This is a genomic window from Azospirillum rugosum, assembly GCF_017876155.1.
In the GTDB taxonomy this organism is placed as follows: Bacteria; Pseudomonadota; Alphaproteobacteria; order Azospirillales; family Azospirillaceae; genus Azospirillum; species Azospirillum rugosum.
Map to the genome: position 1 here is coordinate 157312 of NZ_JAGINP010000017.1, position 21105 is coordinate 178416.

At 67.2% G+C, this 21105-nt stretch carries 20 protein-coding genes; 11 read left to right on the forward strand and 9 right to left on the reverse strand.

Annotation, left to right across the window (positions count from 1 at the left end; translation table 11 throughout):
* The first annotated feature begins 1 nt into the window (after nucleotide 1).
* The 9 genes from J2851_RS22470 (at nucleotide 2) to J2851_RS22510 (ending at nucleotide 8689) form a co-directional block, all read left to right on the forward strand.
* Nucleotides 2–793: a YdcF family protein gene (locus tag J2851_RS22470; RefSeq protein ID WP_246500844.1), complete on the forward strand. Its 792-nt coding sequence runs from the start codon at nucleotides 2–4 to the stop codon at nucleotides 791–793.
* A gap of 131 nt (nucleotides 794–924) precedes the next feature.
* Complete coding sequence (locus J2851_RS22475) at nucleotides 925–1860, forward strand: septal ring lytic transglycosylase RlpA family protein (RefSeq protein WP_246500845.1); 936 nt, start codon at nucleotides 925–927, stop codon at nucleotides 1858–1860.
* A gap of 103 nt (nucleotides 1861–1963) precedes the next feature.
* Nucleotides 1964–3100 carry a D-alanyl-D-alanine carboxypeptidase family protein gene (locus J2851_RS22480; protein ID WP_417281619.1) on the forward strand — a complete coding sequence of 379 codons (1137 nt, stop codon included), beginning with the start codon at nucleotides 1964–1966 and terminating at the stop codon, nucleotides 3098–3100.
* A gap of 5 nt (nucleotides 3101–3105) precedes the next feature.
* Nucleotides 3106–3750, forward strand: coding sequence for a dTMP kinase (tmk, locus tag J2851_RS22485; RefSeq protein ID WP_209769028.1), 645 nt, complete (start codon nucleotides 3106–3108; stop codon nucleotides 3748–3750).
* A gap of 40 nt (nucleotides 3751–3790) precedes the next feature.
* Nucleotides 3791–4246: a DUF2147 domain-containing protein gene (locus J2851_RS22490; protein WP_209769029.1), complete on the forward strand. Its 456-nt coding sequence runs from the start codon at nucleotides 3791–3793 to the stop codon at nucleotides 4244–4246.
* Between the two features lie 100 nt (nucleotides 4247–4346).
* Nucleotides 4347–5465: a DNA polymerase III subunit delta' gene (locus tag J2851_RS22495; RefSeq protein ID WP_209769030.1), complete on the forward strand. Its 1119-nt coding sequence runs from the start codon at nucleotides 4347–4349 to the stop codon at nucleotides 5463–5465.
* A gap of 81 nt (nucleotides 5466–5546) precedes the next feature.
* Entirely contained in the window at nucleotides 5547–7097 is a 1551-nt protein-coding gene (metG, locus tag J2851_RS22500) for a methionine--tRNA ligase (RefSeq protein ID WP_209769031.1), read from the forward strand.
* A gap of 6 nt (nucleotides 7098–7103) precedes the next feature.
* Nucleotides 7104–7901: a TatD family hydrolase gene (locus J2851_RS22505; protein WP_209769032.1), complete on the forward strand. Its 798-nt coding sequence runs from the start codon at nucleotides 7104–7106 to the stop codon at nucleotides 7899–7901.
* The gene (locus tag J2851_RS22510; protein ID WP_209769033.1) at nucleotides 7898–8689 is read left to right on the forward strand and encodes an MBL fold metallo-hydrolase; all 792 of its coding nucleotides are present in this window, start codon (nucleotides 7898–7900) and stop codon (nucleotides 8687–8689) included. The genes J2851_RS22505 and J2851_RS22510 overlap by 4 nt, the downstream gene beginning before the upstream one ends.
* 114 nt (nucleotides 8690–8803) lie before the next feature.
* Here J2851_RS22510 and J2851_RS22515 read toward each other — a convergent pair whose 3' ends face one another.
* Nucleotides 8804–9979 carry a lysozyme inhibitor LprI family protein gene (locus J2851_RS22515; protein WP_209769034.1) on the reverse strand — a complete coding sequence of 392 codons (1176 nt, stop codon included), beginning with the start codon at nucleotides 9977–9979 and terminating at the stop codon, nucleotides 8804–8806.
* Nucleotides 9980–10219: 240 nt separating this feature from the next.
* Between J2851_RS22515 and J2851_RS22520 the strand changes: the two genes are divergently transcribed.
* Nucleotides 10220–11083, forward strand: a complete 864-nt coding sequence (locus J2851_RS22520; RefSeq protein WP_209769035.1) for a DUF4384 domain-containing protein — start codon at nucleotides 10220–10222, stop codon at nucleotides 11081–11083.
* 15 nt (nucleotides 11084–11098) lie between these two features.
* On the opposite strand, the gene J2851_RS22525 is transcribed toward J2851_RS22520, so the two are convergent.
* The 8 genes from J2851_RS22525 to J2851_RS22560 form a co-directional block, all read right to left on the reverse strand.
* Entirely contained in the window at nucleotides 11099–11926 is an 828-nt protein-coding gene (locus J2851_RS22525; RefSeq protein WP_209769036.1) for a PP2C family protein-serine/threonine phosphatase, read from the reverse strand.
* A gap of 175 nt (nucleotides 11927–12101) precedes the next feature.
* Nucleotides 12102–12401, reverse strand: a complete 300-nt coding sequence (locus tag J2851_RS22530) for a hypothetical protein (protein ID WP_209769037.1) — start codon at nucleotides 12399–12401, stop codon at nucleotides 12102–12104.
* Nucleotides 12402–12521: 120 nt separating this feature from the next.
* Nucleotides 12522–13541 carry an agmatine deiminase family protein gene (locus J2851_RS22535; RefSeq protein WP_209769038.1) on the reverse strand — a complete coding sequence of 340 codons (1020 nt, stop codon included), beginning with the start codon at nucleotides 13539–13541 and terminating at the stop codon, nucleotides 12522–12524.
* 380 nt (nucleotides 13542–13921) lie between these two features.
* Nucleotides 13922–14755, reverse strand: a complete 834-nt coding sequence (locus J2851_RS22540) for an ABC transporter permease subunit (RefSeq protein ID WP_209769039.1) — start codon at nucleotides 14753–14755, stop codon at nucleotides 13922–13924.
* Nucleotides 14752–15675, reverse strand: a complete 924-nt coding sequence (locus J2851_RS22545; RefSeq protein WP_209769040.1) for an ABC transporter permease subunit — start codon at nucleotides 15673–15675, stop codon at nucleotides 14752–14754. The genes J2851_RS22540 and J2851_RS22545 overlap by 4 nt, the downstream gene beginning before the upstream one ends.
* Nucleotides 15672–16823 (reverse strand): ABC transporter ATP-binding protein, encoded by a 1152-nt coding sequence (locus J2851_RS22550; protein ID WP_209769042.1) that lies wholly within the window; start codon nucleotides 16821–16823, stop codon nucleotides 15672–15674. The genes J2851_RS22545 and J2851_RS22550 overlap by 4 nt, the downstream gene beginning before the upstream one ends.
* A 98-nt stretch (nucleotides 16824–16921) precedes the next feature.
* The gene (locus J2851_RS22555; RefSeq protein WP_209769043.1) at nucleotides 16922–18034 is read right to left on the reverse strand and encodes an extracellular solute-binding protein; all 1113 of its coding nucleotides are present in this window, start codon (nucleotides 18032–18034) and stop codon (nucleotides 16922–16924) included.
* Nucleotides 18035–18237: 203 nt separating this feature from the next.
* Nucleotides 18238–19581, reverse strand: coding sequence for a glutamine synthetase family protein (locus J2851_RS22560; protein ID WP_209769044.1), 1344 nt, complete (start codon nucleotides 19579–19581; stop codon nucleotides 18238–18240).
* A 185-nt stretch (nucleotides 19582–19766) separates the two neighbouring features.
* Here J2851_RS22560 and J2851_RS22565 point away from each other — a divergent pair, with 185 nt between their 5' ends.
* Entirely contained in the window at nucleotides 19767–21047 is a 1281-nt protein-coding gene (locus tag J2851_RS22565) for an NAD(P)/FAD-dependent oxidoreductase (protein ID WP_209769045.1), read from the forward strand.
* The last annotated feature ends 58 nt before the right edge of the window (nucleotides 21048–21105 follow it).

Consider the following 21105-nt stretch of genomic DNA (forward strand, 5'->3'; position numbering starts at 1 on the left):
TTTGTCGTTCGTTCTGTCGAAACTGCTCTGGCCGCTGGTTTCGCCCGGAAACTTTCTCGTCCTGGTGCTCACCGCCGGGACGATCCTCCTGTTCAGCCGCCGGCACGCCCGTCTGGGCCGGCGATTCGTCGTGGGTGCGGCGTTCGGGTTCCTGCTGATCACCTTCACGCCGCTCTCGTCCATGGTCGCCCTGCCGCTGGAGGAGCGGTTCCCCAAGACGTCGCTGCCCGACCAGGTCGACGGCATCATCATGCTGGGCGGCGGCGTCAATCCGCACCTATCGCTCGACCGGAACGAGCCGTCGCTGAACAACGCCGCGGAGCGCGTGCTGGCCTTCGCCGACCTTGTCCGGCGCTTTCCGGCAGCCCGCCATGTCTTCACCGGGGGGACCGGGCAGCTGTTCGCGCAGGAGGCGACCGAGGACGTTCCGCTGCGGGCCGCGCTCGTGCAGGCCGGCATCGATCCGGACAGCGTGACTTATGAGAACCAGTCCCGGAACACCTGGGAGAACGCGGTCTTCAGCCAGCGCATGGTACAGCCCAGGCCGGGCGAGACGTGGCTGCTGGTGACCTCCGCCATGCACATGCCGCGCGCGGTCGGCATTTTCCGCACAGTCGGCTGGCCGGTCATTCCCTATCCCGTCGATTACCGCACGCGGCCGGGCGCGCGTCCCTACACCCGGTTCGACCTCGACTTGCAGATGGAGACGCTTCGCGACTCGGTGCGGGAGTGGATCGGGCTGGTCGCCTACCGGGCGATGGGGCGCACCGACAGCCTGTTCCCCGGCCCCTAAAACCCACGCCTTCCCCCCGGACTCCCTGCGACTTCGATGGGACGCCGCCGCTGCGCTGTTGGCGTTCCGGAGTAACTCGGTTAGAGTGCCGCCACTAGATTTTGCGGGGTGAAGGGATGCGTCGGGCGCACATGCTGAGAGGGACGGTGGTGCTCCTGGGGGCACTGTCGCTCGCCGCGTGCGCGTCGAAGCCGCCTTCGCCCTCCTCGGGACTGCCGAAGAGCGGCATCTACAAAGTCGGGAAACCCTACCAGGTGGCTGGCGTCTGGTACTATCCGTCGGAGGACTTTTCCTACGACGAGACCGGCATCGCCTCCTGGTACGGGCCGGGCTTTCACGAGAAGATCACCGCCAACGGCGAGCAGTACGACCAGAACGAGCTGACCGCGGCGCACAAGACGCTGCCGATGCCGAGCCTTGTCCGGGTGACCAACCTCGACAACGGCCGGTCGATCGTCGTGCGCGTCAACGACCGCGGCCCCTACGCCAACGGTCGCATCATCGACATGTCGCGGCGCGGCGCCCAGCTGCTGGGGTTCGACGGGGTCGGCACCGCCAAGGTGCGGGTCCAGATCCTGGCGGAGGAAAGCCGCGCCATCGCGGCCGCCGCGCGCCAGGGCACGCCCGCCACCATTCTGGCCGAAACCGACGGTCCCGCGCCGAAGCCCGCCCCCCGCGGGCGCGTCGAGCTTGCCGAAGGCAGCGGCCCCGCCCGGCCGAGCCCCGCCGCGGTCGCCGCCGCGCCCGTTCCGGTGCCGAGCACCGTGCCGGGCAGCGTGGTGGAAGGCCGCTTCGTCCCCGCCCCGGTCGTCGCGGAGTTGCCGGTCAAGCCGTACGAGCAGATCTATGTTCAGGTCGGCGCCTTCGGCAATCTGGACAATGTGACCCGCGCGCGCGCCAAATTGGCCGCAATGGGGCAGGTGGCCCAGGTCACGCCGACCGTCACCGGGAGGCAGAAGCTGCAGCGGGTTCGGGTCGGCCCGCTGAACAGCGTGGAATCCGCAGACGCCGTCCTGAACCAAGTCATTCAGGCCGGCCTTACCGACGCCAAAATCGTGGTTGATTGATCGCTCGTTACCTGAGCGTTCTGGAGTTCCAAAGGGAGTTGTCATGGTCGCTGTCGTCCGCAGCCGCGTCGCCCGCCGCCGTTTGTCCCCGTCACGCGTCGCGATGGGCCGTATCGCGACGGGTCTGGCGGTTGCGCTGTTCGCGGCGGGCCTGGGGCCGGTGGCTCAGGCCGCCAGCATCGAGACCATCGCCAAGCAGGCGATCCTGGTCGATGTCACGTCGAACACCGTCCTGTTCGAGAAGAACGCCGACCAGCGCATGCCGCCGTCGTCGATGAGCAAGATCGTGACCATGTACATGGTCTTCGAAGGCATCAAGGAAGGCCGCCTCTCGCTCGACAGCACGCTTCCGGTGTCGGAGCGCGCGTGGCGCATGCAGGGCTCCAAGATGTTCGTGGAGCTGCACAACAACATCAAGGTCGATGACCTGATCAAGGGTGTGATCGTCCAGTCCGGCAACGACGCCTGCATCGTGCTGGCCGAAGGTCTGGCCGGGTCCGAGCCCTCCTTTGCCGAGCGCATGAACAAGCGCGCAAAGGAGTTGGGCTTGAAGGACAGCAACCTGACCAACGCCACCGGCTGGCCTGACCCGAGCCACTACATGACGGCGCGCGACATTTCCATCGTCGCGGAACGGCTGATCAGGGACTTCCCGGAATACTACCACTACTATTCCATCCGGGAGTTCAAGTACCACGGCATCACCCAGGGCAACCGCAACCCGCTGCTGTACCGCGGCATGAACGTCGACGGAATGAAGACCGGTCACACGGATGCCGGCGGCTACGGCCTGACCGCGTCGGGCGAGCGGGAAGGGCGGCGCCTCGTGCTGGTCGTCAACGGCCTGCCGAGCATGCAGGCACGCGCCGACGAGTCCGCCCGCCTGATCGAGTGGGGCTTCCGCGAGTTCGCCAGCTACGCGCTGTTCAAGGCCGGCGAGACGATCGAGCAGGTGCCCGTGTGGCTGGGCGCGCAGGACACCGTCCCGGCCACCGTGCCGGAAGACATGAAGGTCACCATGGCCCGCGCCGACCGCGCCGGCATGAAGGTGTCCCTGGTCAGCAGCGCCCCGGTCGCCGCCCCGGTCAAGAAGGGTGACGTGATCGGCAAGGTCGTCATCTCGGCCCCCGGCTTCCCGGGCAAGGAGGTGCCGGTCATCGCGGCCCAGGACGTCGAAAAGCTGGGTTTCGTCGGCCGGGCGCTCGCCGCCGCCAAGTTCCTCGTCTTCGGCGCGAGCTGATTGCCATGGCTGTGACGCGCGGGCGCTTCATCACGCTGGAAGGCGGCGAGGGGGCCGGGAAATCGACCCAGATCCGGCTGCTCGCCGACGCCCTGGCCGGCTGCGGCAAGGAGGTGGTGGTGACCCGCGAACCCGGCGGCTCCAAGGGCGCGGAGGAAATCCGCGCCCTGCTGGTGTCCGGCGAGACCGGGCGCTGGGGACCGGTGACGGAGGCGCTGCTGCACACCGCCGCCCGGCGCGACCACCTGGAGCGCACCGTCTGGCCGGCGCTCGACGCCGGCCGGTGGGTGATTTGCGACCGCTTCTTCGACAGCACCATGGCGTACCAGGGCTATGGCCTCGGCCTCGGGCGCGAGCTGATCGGCGTGCTCCAGGCCACGGCGCTGGGCGACTTCCGCCCGGACCTGACGCTGATCCTCGACATCCCGGTGGAAAGCGGCCTCGCCCGCGCGAACGCGCGGCGCGGCGGCGAGGACCGGTATGAGCGCATGGATCTCGACTTTCACCGCCGGCTGCGCGACGGCTTCCTCGACATTGCAGCGCGGGAGCCTGGGCGTTGCGCGGTCATCGACGCGTCCCATCCCGTCGAGGCGGTGCAGGCCAGCGTTCTTGACGCCGTGACCCGCCGGCTCGGAGTCACCATCTCCTGATAGCGCTCCTGGTTGGGGTGGCGCGGTCATGGGGGTGGGCATGGGAATCAGAACGGCCATCGGCGTTTCCCTCCTGGTGTTCGTCCCCCCTATGGCCGCCGTCGCGGCCCCGGAGGATGTTTACGGGCTCTGGCGCACGTCCGACCAGCAGGCGGCGGTGGAACTGTCCCCCTGCGGCCCCGACCTGTGCGGCCGGCTGGTCTGGTACGTCGAGAAGCGGACGGGCCCCGACGCCGGGCTGGACAGCAAGAACCCCGATGAGACGCAACAGGCGCGGAGACTGTGCGGCGTGCTCATGCTGGGCAACTTCCGGCGCAAGGGCGACGGCTGGACCGGCGGGTGGCTCTACGATCCGGAATCGGGGAACACCTACAGCGGGACGATCACGCCGGAAGGGCCGGACCATCTCAGCCTGCGCGGCTACATCGGCATTCCGCTCCTCGGCCGGACCGAGCGCTGGACCCGCGCGCCCGCCACCCAGCAGCGCTGCCGATGACCATCCCGCTAGAACCATCCCGCGAGACGGGGCTGGACCGGACGTGCCGGATGAGCCACTGTGCGCAACATCATGATCCCTTTCGAAAAGGTCCACTGAGGTGAGCCGCGCCCGTGCACCGGAGCCGGTGGTCGAGGATGATGCCCTCGTGCCGCGCCGAAACCCCGACCTGACCGGCCATGAGGACGCCGAGCGGCTTCTGCTCGACGCCTGGAACTCCGGGCGACTGCCACACGCTTGGCTGATCGGCGGGCCGCCGGGAATCGGCAAGGCCACGCTGGCCTTCCGTTTTGCCCGCTTCGTCCTGGCCCAGGGGCAGGGCGCGGCGGAGGTCGGGCTGTTCGGTGCGCCGGAGGCGCCCATATCGCTGGCGTTGGCGCCCGACCACCCCGTCGCGCGCCGCGTCGCGTCCGGCGGCCACGCCGACCTGCTGACCGTGGAGCGGCAGCGCGACGAGAAGCGCGACCGGCTGAAGCGCGACATCGCCGTGGACGATGTCCGCAAGATCGGCCCGTTCCTGCGCAAGACCTCCGCCGAGGGTGGTTGGCGCGTGGCGGTGATCGACGGCGCAGATCGCATGAATCTCAGTGGCTTGAACGCCATTCTTAAGATTTTGGAGGAGCCGCCGCCGGGCGCCCTGCTGCTGCTGGTCAGCGACAATCCGGGCGGCATGCTGCCGACGATCCGGTCGCGCTGCCGCAAGCTCAACCTTCATCCTCTGCCTGAGGAAACGGTCCTCAACCTGTTGAGACAGCACAGGCCCGACCTGATCGACGAGGACCGCGCGGCGCTTGCCCGCCTGGCGGAGGGCAGCGTGGGCCGCGCCATCGACCTTGCAGACGCCGGCGGGCTGGACCTCTACCGCGAGCTGATGGGTCTGCTCGGAACGCTGCCGCGCCTGGACATCGCCGCCGCCCATGCCTTCGGCGACAAGCTGACCCGCAAGCAGGACGAGGGGCTGTACGAGACGGCGACCGAGCTGCTGGTCTGGTGGCTGGCCCGCTTCGCCCGTTCCCTGGCGCGGGGCGCCTGGCCGGCGGAGGTGGTGGCCGGGGAGGCCGCGCTGATGACCCGGCTGGCCAACGCCCGCGGCCTTGAACGTTGGGTGGAGGTGTGGGAAAAGGTCCAGCGCCTCTTCGCTCGTGCGGAATCGGCCAACCTCGATCGCAAGCAGGTGGTCCTGAACGCCTTGGCGACGCTCGAAGCGGCGGCCACATAAAGACGCCACTTAAACGACAACGACACGCTACTCCGATCCGGCCCAGGGCCGGGCCGGCGAACTCTCGGGAGAGCATCGGACATGACCGGGTCGAAGACCTATTACCTGACGACTCCGATCTATTATGTGAACGACGTGCCGCACATCGGGCACGCGTACACCACGCTCGCCTGCGACGTGCTGGCCCGCTTCATGCGGCTCGACGGCTATGACGTGAAGTTCCTGACCGGCACCGACGAACACGGCCAGAAGGTCGAAAAGTCGGCCATGAACGCCGGCATTCCGCCGCAGGAGTTCACCGACCGCGTGTCGAAGAACTTCCGAGACCTCGTCTCGCTGATGAACTACTCGAACGACGACTTCATCCGCACGACGGAGCCGCGCCACATCAAATCCGTCCAGGACCTGTGGCGCCGTCTTGAGGCCGCGGGGGAGATCTACCTCGGCTCCTACGCCGGCTGGTACTCGGTCCGTGACGAGGCCTTCTACGGCGAGGACGAACTGACCACCTCGCCAACCGGCAAGAAGATCGCCCCGACCGGCGCCGAGTGCGAGTGGGTGGAGGAGCCGTCCTACTTCTTCCGCCTGTCCGCCTGGCAGGACCGCCTGCTGGAGTTCTATGAGAAGAACCCCGACTTCATCGCCCCGGCCGGCAAGCGCAACGAGGTGATCGCCTTCGTGAAGTCGGGGCTGAAGGACCTGTCGGTCAGCCGCACGACCTTCAAGTGGGGCATCCCGGTCCCCGGCAACCCCGACCACATCATGTATGTGTGGCTCGACGCGCTTGCCAACTACATCACCGCGGTCGGCTATCCCGACGAGAGCGGGGAGTTCGCCAAATACTGGCCGGCCAACCTGCACATGGTCGGCAAGGACATCCTGCGCTTCCACGCCGTCTACTGGCCGGCCTTCCTGATGGCCGCGAAGCTCGCGCCGCCGAAGCGCGTCTTCGCGCATGGCTGGTGGACGATCGAAGGCCAGAAGATGTCGAAGTCGCTGGGCAACGTCATCGCGCCGGACACGCTGGTCAACACCTACGGCCTCGACCAGACCCGCTATTTCCTTCTGCGGGAGGTGCCGTTCGGAAACGACGGCGACTTCTCGCACAAGCAGATGGTCCAGCGCATCAACGGCAATCTGGCCAACGATTACGGGAACCTGGTGCAGCGGTCCCTGTCGATGATCAACAAGAACTGCGGGGCGGCCGTGCCGCAGCCCGGCCCCTTCACGGAGGCCGACAACGCGCTGCTGGGCGCCGCGCACAACCTGTTGCCCATCGTCCGGGCGGAGATCGGCCAGCAGGCCTTCCACAAGGCGCTGGACGCGATCTGGGCGGTGATCGGCGACGCGAACCGCTATGTGGACGAGCAGGCCCCCTGGGCGCTGAAGAAGACCGACCCGGCGCGCATGGGCACGGTCCTCTATGTGCTGGCGGAGACGGTGCGCCACCTCGCCATCCTGACCCAGCCGATCATGCCCGACGCGTCGGCGAAGATCCTGGAGCAGCTGGGGCAGGGGCCGGACGCGCGCGGGTTCGACCGGTTGGGCCCCGGCGGCGCGCTGGTCGCCGGAACGGCGCTGCCGGCGCCGCAGGGCGTCTTCCCGCGCTATGTGGACGAAGCGAAGAGCTGACGAACGATGCTGGTCGATAGCCACTGCCATCTCGACTTCCCCGACTTCGCCGAGGAGCTGGACGCGGTCGTCGACCGCGCCCGGCAGGCGGGGGTGGGGCGGATGGTCACCATCTGCACCTACCTGTCGCGCTTCGACCGCATCTTGGCGGTGGCGGAACGGTACGACGACGTGCTCTGCTCGCTTGGCGTCCATCCGCACCAAGCCGCGGAGGAGATCGGCGGTGTGACCGTGGAGCGGCTGGTGGAGCTGTCGAGGCACCCGAAGGTGATCGGCCTCGGCGAAACGGGTCTCGACTACTTCTACGACAAGAGCCCGCGCGACATTCAGCAGGAGTGCTTCCGCCGGCACATCCGCGCCAGCGTCGAGACCGGCCTGCCGCTGATCATCCACACCCGCGACGCCGACGACGACACCATGCGGATCGTCCGGGAAGAGGCGGCCGGTCAACCGGTGAAGGGCCTGCTGCACTGCTTCAGCTCCGGCCGGCAACTCGCTGAGGATGCTTTGGATTTCGGCTTTTCGCTGTCGCTGTCCGGCATCGTCACCTTCAAGAAGTCGGAGGAACTGCGGGACATCGTTCGCGACGTGCCGCTCGACCGCATCCTGGTGGAAACCGACGCGCCCTACCTCGCGCCGGTGCCGTTCCGCGGCAAGCGCAACGAGCCGGCCTACGTCGCCCACACCGCCGCCTGCGTGGCGGAGGTGAAGGGAGTCGACGCGGCCGAGCTGGCGCGCCGCACCACCGAAAACTTTTTCCGCCTGTTCGACCGCGCCGATCCGTCCCGGCAGGCCGCCGCATGACGTCCCTGCGGGTCACGGTCCTCGGCTGCGGTGGCTCGCGCGGCGTTCCGGTGATCGCCCAGGGCTGGGGCAACTGCGATCCTACGAACCCGAAGAACCGGCGCCTGCGCCCGTCGGTTCTCGTGGAGCAAGACCTGGGCGGGCAGGGCGCCGTCAGCATCCTGATCGACACGTCGCCGGACCTGCACCAGCAACTCCTGGCCGCCGACGTGCGCCGCCTGGACGCCGTTTTGTGGACCCACGCGCACGCGGACCACAGCCACGGAATCGACGAGCTGCGCGAGCTGTGCCGGGCCATGCACGCGCCCATCGCCGCCCACGCCTTTCCGGAACACCTTGCGGAGCTGAAAACCCGGTTCGGCTATTGCTTCGATCCGCTGCGCCCGGGCGATCCCTATTACCGTCCAGTGCTAACCCCGCACCCGGTCTCCGGGCCCTTTACGGTCCGCGGGCAGGCCGTCGTGCCCTTCGAGCAGGATCACGGCTACTCGAAGACCGCCGGCTACCGCATTGGAAAATTTGCGTATTCGACCGACGTGGTCCGGCTGGGCGACGATGCGTTCGCCGCGCTGGAGGGCGTCGATGTCTGGATCGTCGATTGCTCCCGGATCGAACCGCCGCATCCAGTCCACGCCCATCTCGAACTCACGCTGGAGTGGATCGCGCGGGTCAAGCCCAAGCGGGCCTATCTGACCCACATGGACCAGACGATGGATTACGATACCGTGTGCAAACTTCTGCCGTCGGGTGTCGAGCCCGCCTACGACGGGCTCGTGATCACCGTCTAAAGCGGATTGCGATCCGCTTTGGACCGCGACTGCGGTCCCGGCCGCTCGTGCGGCCGAAGCCGGACCGGCAAATGAGGTCATATGAATCCAAAGCGAATGCAAATTCGCTTTAGGTCAATCGTCCGGCATGATCAGCCCGAGGCGACCCGCCAAGAATCGGTCGCCGGCGGCCCGGGCGGCTTGGTCGGCGACTTGGGGAAGAAGGTTGAACTTCTCCCGGTAAACCTTTGCCGTTGCAGCGATTGCGGAGGGCAGGGCGGCCACCGCCGCCTTGTAGTCGGCCTCCGGCCACACGTTGAAATCCTTCCAGGCGCGGAAGGCAGCCACGGCCTTCTGACGCTGCTCGGCCATCTTGCGGGCCTCGGTCGACTGTGGCGCTTCCAGCAGGGTGCTGGGAACCAGGGAGGCCTGGAGGTCGTCGACTTCGAACTGTCGCTCGTAGCCGTAGCGGATGCTTCCGCGTTCCTCCAGCGCCGGTTCGATGGCCGGGTCCATGCGGTCGGCGATCTTCTTCCATTCCGGAAGGTCGAAGATCGACGACGGCGGCGTGCACAGCCCCGGCGACTCGTCGCGCGAATTGCCCCAGAAGGCGCCGAAGGCCTCAAACGCCGGCTGCCCGTGCTTGGTGAACAGGAAGCACGGCGCGTCCATCTCCGTCGTGGACAGCACATGGCGCAGGAACAGCAGCATGGTGCCGGTCGGGGCGGTCGCCACGTCGCCGAGATTCTTCATCTCTTCAAGCAGATAGGGATCGTTCGGCAAGCCGTTGTCGATGACCGCGGCGACCATCTTGCGGACCCGGTCTTCCTTGTCGGCCGCCGGCACCGCCCCGGAGTGGTACAGATAGACGAGCCACGCCTTCGCCGCCGCACCGTCATAGCGCTGAAGCGCCGCGGCGACGGCCTTCGGATCCTTGGGAATTCCGGCAACGAGCGTGGAAAGCTTCTTCTGGGCCGCCGTGTTCTGGTTGGCGAGATCGGCGGAGCGCTTCTCGTACAGCTTCTGGCACGCGGCGATCGTGGATTTGTCGGCGCAGGTGCGCTCCCGTTCCGTCAGGAACGCCTGCTGTGCGCGTTGGACGGCATCGCGGTCCGTGGAGGGCGTGTTGTCGAGGACGTCGCGCAACGTCGTCGCCACATCCTCGGCGGCGACCTTCAGGTCGGGGCTGGCGCACACCGTCCGGTCTGCGGCCGACGTAGCCTTGGTGCAGTCGGGCGTCTGCGCGTCCGCGGACAGCGGCAAAAGACAAAGAGCGAGCGCGGAGCCGAGAATCCACGACGATCGAGCCATTCGAAACAGCCTTCGTTAGGATGGCGCAAAGGAGGGCCGGACCATAGTCCATCGGGACCGCCGCCGGAAGGGATGGAAAAGCGCCCTGCTCCGTTGTCGGACATGATTTTCCATAATCTTGGTTATACGATTAACTCTACCGCTCGCATCCTGGGGTATGCTCCTCCCTTGGAGGCGTTCGCGAAACGCTGTACAACGGTTCACGTGTGTCGGACCAGACGTGTTTGCAAAGGATGCGGCGTGACCGGCGAAACGCGCAGGCTCGGCAAGACTTCCGGATTGTTTCGGCCAGACCCCGTCAACGTCGCCGCGGCTGCTGCGATTGTGATGCTCTGCCACCCCGCATGGTCTCAAGCGCCGGGCAGCGGCGGAGTCGTTGAATCGTCGGACGCCGCAAAGCCGTTGGGCGAGCCGCAATCCACCACCGAACCGGCACCTCTGGATATGGAATCGCTGCGCGCGGCCTTGCGGGCGGTACGCTGCGGCGTTCTCGATGCCGACGTCAGCGATGGTCGCGTAACGGTGACCGGCACCATTGCGGCTGCTCGGCAGGAGGATGCCGTCGCCGCCATCCTGCGCGACCATGCGCCGGGTTGGCCCGTCGAAGACGTGGTTCGCTACGGCGCCCCTGCCCTTTGCGAGCCGTTGTCGCTGCTCGAACCCCTCAGCCGGGCGAACGCGGCGGCCGCAGCGCCCGTGTCCATTCGACCGGAGGCCCAGGGAACGCCCCTTCGCGGCGGCCAGAGTCTGGTTCTGGACATCGTGGCGCCGGATTTTCCGGCCCATTTGCAGGTGGACTACTACACCGCCGATGGCAACGTGGTGCATTTGCTGCCGAATCCGCTGGAAACCAGCGGCCGGGTCGAATCGCGCGCGGTGCGGCGCCTGGGCGACCGCAAATCCGGCGGGCGGTTCTGGACCATCGGACCGCCGTTCGGGGATGAACTCGTGGTCGTGGTGGCGAGCGCCCTGCCCTTGTTCCCGACTCCGCGGCCGGAAGCGGAGGCTGCGGCGGATTATCTGCCCGAATTGAAGCGCGTCCTGGACAGTGCCGGCCCAGGCGCGCTTGCCGACGCCCGTTTCATCAGAACCGAGGCTTGGTGATCGGCGACGCCGTGATCAGGCGCGCGGCACAAACCACGACACGACAGTGGTGATGTTGTCGTGTCCTCCGGCCTGGTTGGCCGTATCGATCAGCCGAATGCAGCTTTCCTCAGGTCCCGGCCGCGGCTCCCGGCTCAGGATACGGTTCAGCGCCGCGTCGGGAACCATGCCGTTCAGGCCGTCCGAGCACAGAAGGAACAGATCGTCCGGAAGGATCGACAGGACCGTGATGTCGGGGTCCACATGCTCGCCGGTGCCCAAGGCCCGGACGATGATGTTCCGCTGCGGTGCCGTGCCCCGGCGGCCGTTGTCGAGCCAGAGCTGGTACAGGCTGTGGTCCCGGGTGACCTGCCGCAGTTCGCCGTCGCGCAGGCGGTAGAGCCGGCTGTCCCCGGCGTGGAAGACGACCAGCTTGCCCGTTCCCGGAACCCGCCATAGCCCGACCACGGTGGTGCCCATGCCGCGCCCGTCGGCAAAGCCACGTTCGACGTTCAGCGCGTGGATGCGGCGGTTGGCGAGCTGCACGGCGGAGCGAGCCACCGACACCGCGTTCTGCACGGCCGGCTCCACCGAATGGGATTCGGAAAGCGTGCAATCCTCGTCCGGCGGCGTGGCCGTCCCGGCCTTCGTCGCCTCGTCCGGATTGAACTCCTGGATGAAGTCGGCGATGACCTCCACCGCGGTGCGGCTGGCGATGTCTCCGCCCGCGTGGCCGCCCATCCCGTCGCACACCACCGCCAACCCGGAGTCCGGATTGAGGTGGAAGCTGTCCTCGTTGCGCGACCGCGTCCGACCGACGTCGGTTCGTCCGGCGGCGATCATTTGAAAGGCGGAATAGAACATCCGGCGGGCAGCTCCAGAATCGCAGGCGCACGATGACAGGGCGAGGAAAGCGAAGAAGTGTCAGCCTTCCGCACCCGATAATGGCGCAAGCCACGGGAAAGATACAGCCGGATTCGGGAATTCGGGCGTTCTGCCCGCGATGGTTAGGCCGGTGGGCGGCCCGCGCCGGTGCCCGTCAGACGCTGACGTCGAGCAGCGATCCTCGTGTCCGCGCACCGTAGCCCTGGCCGTTGGTGCGTGCGTTCGCGGCCGCGGCCTGGGTGTCGAGCGCCTGCCCCGTCTGGGTTGCGCTGCGGGTGTCACGCGGGGCTTCCGCCTTGCCCACGGCTTGCGGAGCCTGAAGGGTCTGTGTCCGGACGGTCGCGGTCGTCTGTTGTGCCGCCTGAACGGCCGGCGACATGGCCATCTGCGCCGCCGGGGTGATCGGCGGTTGCGGCTTCGCCACCGGGGGCGCGATGACCGGATTCAACTGCATGGTCAGAAGATGCGCCTTCGCACATCCCTAATCAAGACGCGATTCGCGCAAGCGAGAGGAGCCGATGGCGAATGCCCGCCCTCCCCTCGCCTGCTGCGTGTCGCGACGGCTGGGTGTCGGTCAGCCGGCCGGCTGCTGCTGGGTGATGCAGTGGATGCCGCCGCCGCCGCGCACGATGTCGAGCGCCGGGATCTGGACCACTTCCCGGTCCGGAAAAGCGCGCCGCACGACGCGGAAGGCGTCGTCATCGGCCGGATCTTCGAAGGCCGGCATGACGATGCCGCCGTTCGCGATGTAGAGGTTCGTGTAGGAGAGCGTGAGGCGCACGCCGTTCTCGTCGCGGCGGGAGGGCTGCCGCACGGGAATGACCTCCAACTCGCGTCCCTGGGCGTCGCGGGCGCGCTTCAAACGGTCCAGATTGTCCTGGAACGCCTTGAAATTGGCGTCGCCCGGATCGTCGGTGGTGATCGCCATGACGACGCCGGGCTTCACGAAGAAGGCGATCTCGTCGATGTGGCCGTCGGTCTCGTCGTCCTGGTAGCCTTCGCCAAGCCAGATGATGGTGGAGACGCCGAGCTGGTCCTTCAGCTGCTCCTCGATCTCCGCCTTGCTCAGGTTGGGGTTGCGGTTGGGGTTCAGCAGGCACTGCTCCGTCGTCAGCAGGGTGCCCTGCCCGTCCACATGGAAGGAACCGCCCTCCATGACCAGCGGAGCCTCGAAGCGCCGCAGGCCCAGATGCTCCAGGACCAGCCGGCCGACCTGCTGGTCCTTCTCGCACTCCGCGTAGTTGCCGCCCCAGGCGTTGAAACGCCAGTGGACACCCGCGACCTGTCCCTTCCCGTCGGTGACGAAGCTGGGGCCGGTGTCGCGAATCCAGGAATCGCTGATCGGCAGAGGCAGGATCTCGACGCCCGCCCCGCAGGCCAGGGAGGCCTCGGCGACGTCGGCGGGGTCGCAGACCATGGTCACCGGCTCGAACCGGCTGATGGCCCGCGCGACATCGGTGTAGGTGGCGGTGGCGGCGTCGAAGGCCTTTTCGTCGGGCCAGGTTTCCGGACGGCACGGCCACGCCATCCAGCAGCGCGCGTGACGCTCCCACTCGCCCGGCATGTACAGGCCTTCCGCCGCCGGTGTCGTCATTTCAAAATCTCCCGCCGATCCTGTAGTACGCCGGCCATTATCCATCGGCCTGAGCGTTCAATGTCTCAGTTCACCCTAACCACGGGACGGCGGATTTGGCAACGGCCACCGAAAAGCCCGGAAGGGCTAGCGCTCGACCGCTCAGCGGCGGGAGGACAGGCGGCGGGAGGGCGGGCGGTCCGAATAGCGGCGTTCAACAGGCGCCGCGAAAGGCATCGTAAAACCGAGACGAAGCATGGGGAACCATAAGAGCGCGCGCACGATACGGCCTCATTCGCTGTTGCAGATGCCTACAACATAGACAAAACAACAGCCTGCGGCCACCCCCCTCGGCTGCGGCCTTGTGGCATAGCTCCATTGGGAGCGGCGCAGGGCGGGATTCACCCGCCCTGCACGGCCATTTGCTCGTCGCGTTGCTTTTGCCGTTCCTGCCGGTTGATGATCAGGCTGGCGATGAAGATGCCGACCGAGACGACCGTTACCATCAGGGTCGCCAGCGCGTTGATCTGCGGGCTGATGCCGAACTTCACGCTGGAGAAGATGACCATCGGCAGCGTGGTCGATCCCGGCCCCGACACGAAGCTGGCGACCACCACGTCGTCCAGCGACAGGGTGAAGGCCAGCAGCCAGCCGGAGACGATCGCCGGGGCGATGATCGGCAGGGTGATGACGAAGAACACCTTGGCCGGGCGGGCGCCCAGATCCATCGCCGCCTCCTCCAGGCTCTCGTCCAGGCTGACGAGGCGCGACTGGATGATGACGGCGACGTAGGCCATGGTGAAGGTCGTGTGCGCGATGGTGATCGTCGTCACGCCGCGCCCGTCCGGCCAGCCGATCAGCTGCTCCAGCGCCACGAACAGCAGCAGCAGCGACAGGCCGGTGATGACGTCTGGCATGACCAGCGGAGCCGTGATCATCCCGCCGAACAGCGTCCGCCCGCGGAACCGCCCGAAGCGCGCCAGCGCCAGCCCGGCGACGGTGCCCAGCACGACGGCCACGGTTGCCGACATCGCCGCGACCTCCAGCGACAGCCAAGCGGCGCTGAGGAGCTGGTCGTTGTGCAGCAGCTCCGCGTACCACTTCGTCGAAAAGCCGCCCCATACGGTGACAAGGCGCGATTCGTTGAAGGAGTACAGGATCAGCAGGGCAATGGGCACGTACAGGAAGGCGTAGCCGAACCACAGCGCCCAGGACAGGAACCCCATCCGCTTCATCGTTCCGCCTCCGCCTGACGGCCCTGCACGTGCTGGAAAATCATGATCGGCACCACCAGGAACAGCAGCAGCGCGATGGCCACCGCCGAGGCGACCGGCCAGTCGCGGTTGGCGAAGAACTCGTTCCACAGCACGCGGCCGATCATCAGCGTGTCCGGCCCGCCCAGCAGTTCCGGCGTCACGAACTCGCCCACCGACGGGATGAAGACCAGCAGCGATCCGGCGATGATGCCCGGCAGCGACAGCGGCAGCGTCACCGTCAGGAACGCCTTCCAGGGCCGGCAGCCGAGGTCGGCGGCGGCCTCCAGCAGCGTGGGGTCCATCTTCTCCAGCGTGGCGTACAGCGGCAGCACCATGAAGGGCAAATAGCAGTAGGTCATGCCGATGTAGACCGCCCAGTCCGAGTACAGAAGCTCGAACGGCGCGGTCGTCAGGCCGGACCATTGCAGAAGGTTGTCGATCACCCCGTTGGCCTTCAGGATGCCGATCCAGGCGTAGATGCGGATCAGGAAGCTCGTCCAGAAGGGCAGGACGACCAGCATCATAAGCGGCCCGCGCTTGGCCGGCTCCGCCCGCGCGATGGCGTAGGCCATGGGGTAGCCGATCAGCAGGCAGCAGATGGTGGTGACGAGCGCGATCTTGACCGAGTTCAGATAGGCCAGGACGTACAGGTCGTCGCCGCCCAGCCGCAGGTAGTTGGACAGGTTCAGCAGAAGCTGAAGCTTCGTCGTGCCGGCGTCCTCGTCCACCAGCCACTCCACCAGCGGCGCGTAGGGCGGCTGGGCGATGACCGACTCCGACAGGCTGATGCCGAACACGATCAGGAACGGCACCAGGAAGAACAGCAGAAGCCACAGGTACGGGACGGCCAGCACCGCCCCGCGCCCCCACAGCCCGATCCGGCGGAGACGGTTGATCATTGGGTCAGCACCACGCCGGCGAAGGGGCGCCAGGTCAGGTAGACCTCGTCGTCCCAGGTGATGGGCATCTCGGTCCGGCGCACCAGGTTGGGCGCGGTCACGCGCACGGTCTTGCCGGTCTTCAGCTCCACCAGATAGATCGACACGTCGCCGAGATAGGCGATCTCGCGCACGATCCCCGTGGTCACGTTGCGCCCGTCGGATCCGGCCGGCGGCTCCTTGCTCAGCGCGATCTTCTCCGGGCGCACGGCCACGCCGACGGTGGCACCGGACGGCACGGCCACGGCGTGGTTGATGTAGAGGTCGCAGCCCGCGTCCTCCGACCGGATCAGGACGTGGTCGGACTGGTCCTCCACCACCCTGCCCTCGAACATGTTCACGGAGCCGATGAACTCCGCCACGAAACGCGACTGCGGGTATTCGTAGATCTCGGTCGGCGTGCCGGTCTGGGCGATCACGCCGTGGTTCATGACGGCGATGCGGCTGGACATGGTCATCGCCTCCTCCTGGTCGTGGGTGACCACGATGAAGGTGACTCCCAGCTTCTCCTGGATGTTAACGAGCTCGAACTGGGTCTGTTCGCGCAGCCGCTTGTCGAGCGCGCCCAGCGGCTCGTCCAGAAGCAGCAGTTTCGGCCGCTTGACCAGCGAGCGGGCCAGCGCCACGCGCTGCCGCTGGCCGCCGGAGAGCTGGTGCGGCTTGCGCTTGGCGAAGCGGCCGAGCTGGACGAGGTCGAGCATCGCCCCCACCCGCTCCCGGATCTCCGACTTCGCCACGCCGTCCTGCTTCAGGCCGAAGGCGACATTCTGCTCCACCGTCATGTGCGGGAACAGGGCGTAGCTCTGGAACATCATGTTGACCGGCCGCTCATAGGGCGGGATGCCGGCCATGTCGACGCCGTCGATGAAGATCTTGCCTTCGGTCGGCGTCTCGAACCCGGCCAGCATGCGGAGCAGCGTGGTCTTGCCCGAGCCCGACCCGCCGAGCAGGGCGAAGAACTCCCCGCGGTAGATCGACAGGCTGACGTCGTCCACGGCGATGAAATCGCCGAAGGCCTTGGTCACCTTCTCGATGCGCACGTAAGGCGTCTGGCTGGGGTCTTGCCAGGGCTCCAGGCGCGTGGGCTTGCGGATCGGCTGGACGGCCATCGGGTCCTCTTCGGCGTCCTCTTCTCAAGGGAACGCCCCGGCCGTTCCCGCGTGGGATCGGCCGGGGCGCGTTTCAGTCGTGCTTGTCAGGGCTCAGCTTACTTGCCGGTCTTGACCTTCGTCCACACGCGGGTGCGGGCGCGGTCGGTGGCCTGCTTGATCGGCTTCAGCGAGAACAGCTTCACCTTGCTGGTTTCCGGCAGGAAGACGGCCGGGTTGGACTTCACCGCCTCGTCCACGCTGGCCAGCGAAGCCGGCACGGCGTTGGCGTAGTTCACCTTGTTGGAGATCGCGGCGATGTTGGCCGGATCCAGGATGAAGTTGATGTAGTCGTAGGCGCCGGCCTTGTTCGGGGCGTCGGCCGGGATGGCCAGCGTGTCCCACCAGACCTGCACGCCCTCCTTCGGGGTGACGTACTCGACCTTCACGCCGTTCTTGGCTTCCTCGGCGCGGGCCGCACCCTGGATGGCGTCGCCGTTGTAGGACATCACCACGCAGGCGTCGCCGGCCGCCAGGATGTTGATGTTGCCGCCGGTCACGAACTGCTTGATGTAGGGGCGGACGGCCATCAGCGCCTTCTCGGCCTTGTCCAGATCCTCCTTCTTCTCGGAGTTCGGGTCGAGGCCAAGGTAGTTCAGCACCGACGGGATCACGTCGATGGCCGAATCCATGACGGTGATGCCGCAGGAGGCGACCTTCTTGGCCACCTCCGGCTTGAAGATCAGGTCCCAGCTGTCCAGCGGGACGTCGGGGGCGACGGCCTTGATCTTCTCCGGAATGATGGCGATGCCGACGGTGCCGCCGAGGTAGGGCACGGCGAACTTGTTGCCGGGGTCGGAGTTCTCCAGCAGCTTCAGAACCTTCGGGTCGACGTTCTTCAGGTTCGGGATCTTCGCCTTGTCGAGCGGGGCGACGACCTTCGCCTGGATCATGCGCGACAGCGTCGGCTCGGCGGTCGGAACGATCACGTCGTAGCCCGACTTGCCGACCAGCACCTTCTGCTCCAGCAGCTCCAGGCTGTCGTACAGGTCGACCTTGGTCTCATACCCGGTGGCCTTCGTGAAGTCGGCCAGCGTCGAATCGCCCAGATAGTCATTCCAGATGTAGATGTTGACCGGCTTCTTGGCCTGGGCCATCGCCGGGCCGGCCAGGGCGGCGGTGGTGGCGACGGCGGCGACCGCGCCGATGACGCTGAGAGCGAAACGTTTCATTCAGGTAGCCCCCGAGTTCTTGGTCGTTCGAGTCGTGGTCGTTTGACAGGGGGTGCGGCGCGTTCCGCACGGCGTCCCCAGCGCGGGCGCTATTGCACCCACGAAAGGGTTGGTTGTCAACGGTATGCGGGGGCCTATGCGGGGTGAAATGCCCCCTCCTTCGCCGTCTCTTTCATCAGGGCTCAAGGAGGGGGCAGGCCTGCTCAAACATTCAGCAGAAGGTTCTCGCGTTCCCACGAGCTGATGACCCGGTGATAGGCCTCGTACTCGGCCTCCTTCACGCAGGTCACGGCGTCCACGAACGTCTCCCCCAGGATCTCCTTCAGCGGCTTGCAGGCGTTGAACTTCTGCAAGGCGTCGCCCTGGTGGCGCGGCAGCGTGAAGGCCAGCCGGTAGGCGGAGCCCTTCACCGGATCGGTCGGTTCCAGCCCCTGCGCCATGCCGAGGTAGCCGCAGGCGAGCGACGCGGCGATGGCGAGGTAGGGGTTGGCGTCGGCGCCGGCGACGCGGTTCTCGACGCGGCGCGAATCGGCCTGGGACACGGGGACCCGCAGGCCGGTGGTGCGGTTGTCGCGCCCCCAATGCACGTTGATCGGCGCGTCGGAGTTCGGCACCAAGCGCCGGTAGGAGTTCACGTTCGGCGCCAGCAGCGGCATCGCGTAGGGCAGGTACTTCTGAAGGCCCGCGATGTGCGCCATGAACAGCGCGCTGTCGCTGCCGTTGGCCTCCGAGAACAGGTTGCGGCCGGAGTCGGCGTCCACCACCGACTGGTGGATGTGCATGGCGCTGCCCGGCTCGTTCTGCATGGGCTTGGCCATGAAGGTCGCGTAGACCTGATGGCGCAACGCCGCCTCGCGCGCCGTGCGCTTGAACAGGAAGGCCTGGTCGGCCAGTTCCAGCGCGTCGCCGTGGTTGAAGTTGATCTCGATCTGCGCGGCGCCGGCCTCGTGGGTCAGCGTGTCGATGTCGATGTCCTGCGCTTCGCAATAGTCGTAGACCATCTCGAAGATCGGGTCGAACTCGTTGACCGCGTCGATGCCGAAGGCCTGCCGCCCGCTCTCCACCCGGCCGTTGCGGCCGATCGGCGGCACCAACGGATAGTCGGGGTCCTTGTTGACCTGGACCAGGAAGAACTCCAGTTCCGGCGCCACCAGCGGCTTCCAGCCGCGCTCCTCGTACAGCGAGAGCACGCGCTTCAGCACGTGGCGGGGGGAGAAGTTGACCGGGCTGCCGTCGGCGTAGACGCAGTCGGTGATGACCTGGGCCGTCGGCTCCTCGTACCAGGGGACGAAGCGAATCGTCCGCTCGTCGGGGATCATGTAGATGTCGGAATTCTCGTCCGACGTGACGGTGTCGTCCTCCGGATACTCGCCGGTGACCGTCTGGACGAAGATCGCCTCGGGCAGCCGCAGGCCGCGGTCGCGCAGGATGCGCAGGAACTTCTCGGCCGGGACGATCTTGCCGCGCGCGATGCCCGACATGTCGGGCACGAGGCATTCCACTTCGGTGATGCGGTTCTTCTTGATGAAGTCTTCCATGAAACCCATGAATGTCTGGACCGCACCGGACGGTGGGCAGCCCCTCCCTTCTGTGGACGATGCCCCTACTATGGCCCCGAACCCCCGCTGCGCGCCAGAGGGGAAGGCGGATCCTGTCCGGAAGGCGTGCGGATTTGCAGTGGCCCCTTCGGAAGGATTGACGGGCCGGGGTCCCCTCCCCCTAACTGCCGTCCATGCCGAAGCGCTCCTATCTCCGCTCGTGGTATGCCGATACCGCGAATCCGCACCAACGCCATCCGGCGCTGGAGGGCGAGCTTTCCTGTGACGTCTGCGTGGTTGGCGGCGGCTACACCGGGCTGATGACCGCGCTGGAGCTGGCCGAGCAGGGGTTCGACGTGATCCTGCTGGAGGCCCACCGCGTGGGCTGGGGCGCGTCGGGTCGCAACGGTGGGCAGATCATCACCGGCTACAACAAGTCGATGGCGACCATCGAGCGCTGGGTCGGCCGGGAGGACGCCCAACGCCTGTGGGACCTCGGCGAGGACGCCAAGACCCTGCTCGCCGACAGGGTCGAGCGGCACGGGATCAATTGCGACCTCACCTGGGGATTCGCCTACGCCGCGGTCAAGCCGCGCCACATGGCCGACGTCGCCGCCCTGGAAGCGGAAATGCAGGGGCGCTACGGCTACGACAAGGTGCGGGTGCTGGACCGCGGCACCGTGGGCGAGGTCGTGCGGTCGGATGCCTACATCGGCGGCCTGCTCGACCTGGGCAGCGGCCACCTGCACCCGCTGAACTACGCGTTGGGCCTGGGCGACGCCGCCGTCCAGGCGGGCGTCCGCATCTTCGAGGAGTCGCGCGTCACCCGAATCGAGACCGGGGCGGAGCCGCGGGCGGCCACCGACAAGGGCACCGTGAAGGCACGCTTCCTGGTGCTCGCCGGCAACGCCTACCTCGGCACGCTGGCGCCGCCGCTGGCGTCGATGATCATGCCCGTCGCCACCTACCTGATCGGGACGGAACCGTTGGGGGAGGAGACGGTCGCGTCCCTTCTGCCGACCAACGCGGCGATCAGCGACATGAACTTCGTCCTGAACTATTTCCGCCGCTCCGCCGACCACCGGCTGCTGTTCGGCGGCGGGGTCAGCTACTCCGGCATGGACCCGCCCGGCCTGCGCCTGACCATGCGGTCGAAGATGCTGGCGGTGTTCCCGCAGCTGCGCGACGCGGCGGTGGACTATTTCTGGGGCGGGCACGTGGCCATCACGGTGAACCGCATGCCGCAGGTCGGCCGGCTGTCGCCAACGACCTACTTCGCGCACGGCTATTCCGGGCACGGCGTGGCTCTGGCCGGCATGGCCGGCCGGGTGATGGCCGAAGCCATCCGGGGGCAGGCCGGGCGGTTCGACGTCTTCGCCCGCATACCGCACATGCCCTTTCCCGGCGGGCGGCGGTTTCGGACACCGGCGCTCGTCCTCGCGATGCTCTGGTTCCGGCTGCGGGATCTGCTGTAGTCTGGCGTCTCAACAATCCCGGCGGCCTCACCGAGCATGACCGACGCATCCGAAAACG

What these genes read in the sequence shown, in the direction of transcription:
- J2851_RS22535 (WP_209769038.1), bottom strand. Translation starts at nt 13,541, where the DNA reads ATGACGACACCGGCGGCGGAAGGCCTGTACATGCCGGGCGAGTGGGAG.
- tmk (WP_209769028.1), top strand. Translation starts at nt 3,106, where the DNA reads ATGGCTGTGACGCGCGGGCGCTTCATCACGCTGGAAGGCGGCGAGGGG.
- J2851_RS22480 (WP_417281619.1), top strand. Translation starts at nt 1,964, where the DNA reads ATGGGCCGTATCGCGACGGGTCTGGCGGTTGCGCTGTTCGCGGCGGGC.
- J2851_RS22545 (WP_209769040.1), bottom strand. Translation starts at nt 15,675, where the DNA reads ATGATCAACCGTCTCCGCCGGATCGGGCTGTGGGGGCGCGGGGCGGTG.
- J2851_RS22475 (WP_246500845.1), top strand. Translation starts at nt 925, where the DNA reads ATGCTGAGAGGGACGGTGGTGCTCCTGGGGGCACTGTCGCTCGCCGCG.
- J2851_RS22550 (WP_209769042.1), bottom strand. Translation starts at nt 16,823, where the DNA reads ATGGCCGTCCAGCCGATCCGCAAGCCCACGCGCCTGGAGCCCTGGCAA.
- J2851_RS22515 (WP_209769034.1), bottom strand. Translation starts at nt 9,979, where the DNA reads ATGGCTCGATCGTCGTGGATTCTCGGCTCCGCGCTCGCTCTTTGTCTT.
- J2851_RS22490 (WP_209769029.1), top strand. Translation starts at nt 3,791, where the DNA reads ATGGGAATCAGAACGGCCATCGGCGTTTCCCTCCTGGTGTTCGTCCCC.
- J2851_RS22510 (WP_209769033.1), top strand. Translation starts at nt 7,898, where the DNA reads ATGACGTCCCTGCGGGTCACGGTCCTCGGCTGCGGTGGCTCGCGCGGC.
- J2851_RS22525 (WP_209769036.1), bottom strand. Translation starts at nt 11,926, where the DNA reads ATGTTCTATTCCGCCTTTCAAATGATCGCCGCCGGACGAACCGACGTC.
- metG (WP_209769031.1), top strand. Translation starts at nt 5,547, where the DNA reads ATGACCGGGTCGAAGACCTATTACCTGACGACTCCGATCTATTATGTG.
- J2851_RS22560 (WP_209769044.1), bottom strand. Translation starts at nt 19,581, where the DNA reads ATGGGTTTCATGGAAGACTTCATCAAGAAGAACCGCATCACCGAAGTG.
- J2851_RS22555 (WP_209769043.1), bottom strand. Translation starts at nt 18,034, where the DNA reads ATGAAACGTTTCGCTCTCAGCGTCATCGGCGCGGTCGCCGCCGTCGCC.
- J2851_RS22530 (WP_209769037.1), bottom strand. Translation starts at nt 12,401, where the DNA reads ATGCAGTTGAATCCGGTCATCGCGCCCCCGGTGGCGAAGCCGCAACCG.
- J2851_RS22540 (WP_209769039.1), bottom strand. Translation starts at nt 14,755, where the DNA reads ATGAAGCGGATGGGGTTCCTGTCCTGGGCGCTGTGGTTCGGCTACGCC.
- J2851_RS22565 (WP_209769045.1), top strand. Translation starts at nt 19,767, where the DNA reads ATGCCGAAGCGCTCCTATCTCCGCTCGTGGTATGCCGATACCGCGAAT.
- J2851_RS22505 (WP_209769032.1), top strand. Translation starts at nt 7,104, where the DNA reads ATGCTGGTCGATAGCCACTGCCATCTCGACTTCCCCGACTTCGCCGAG.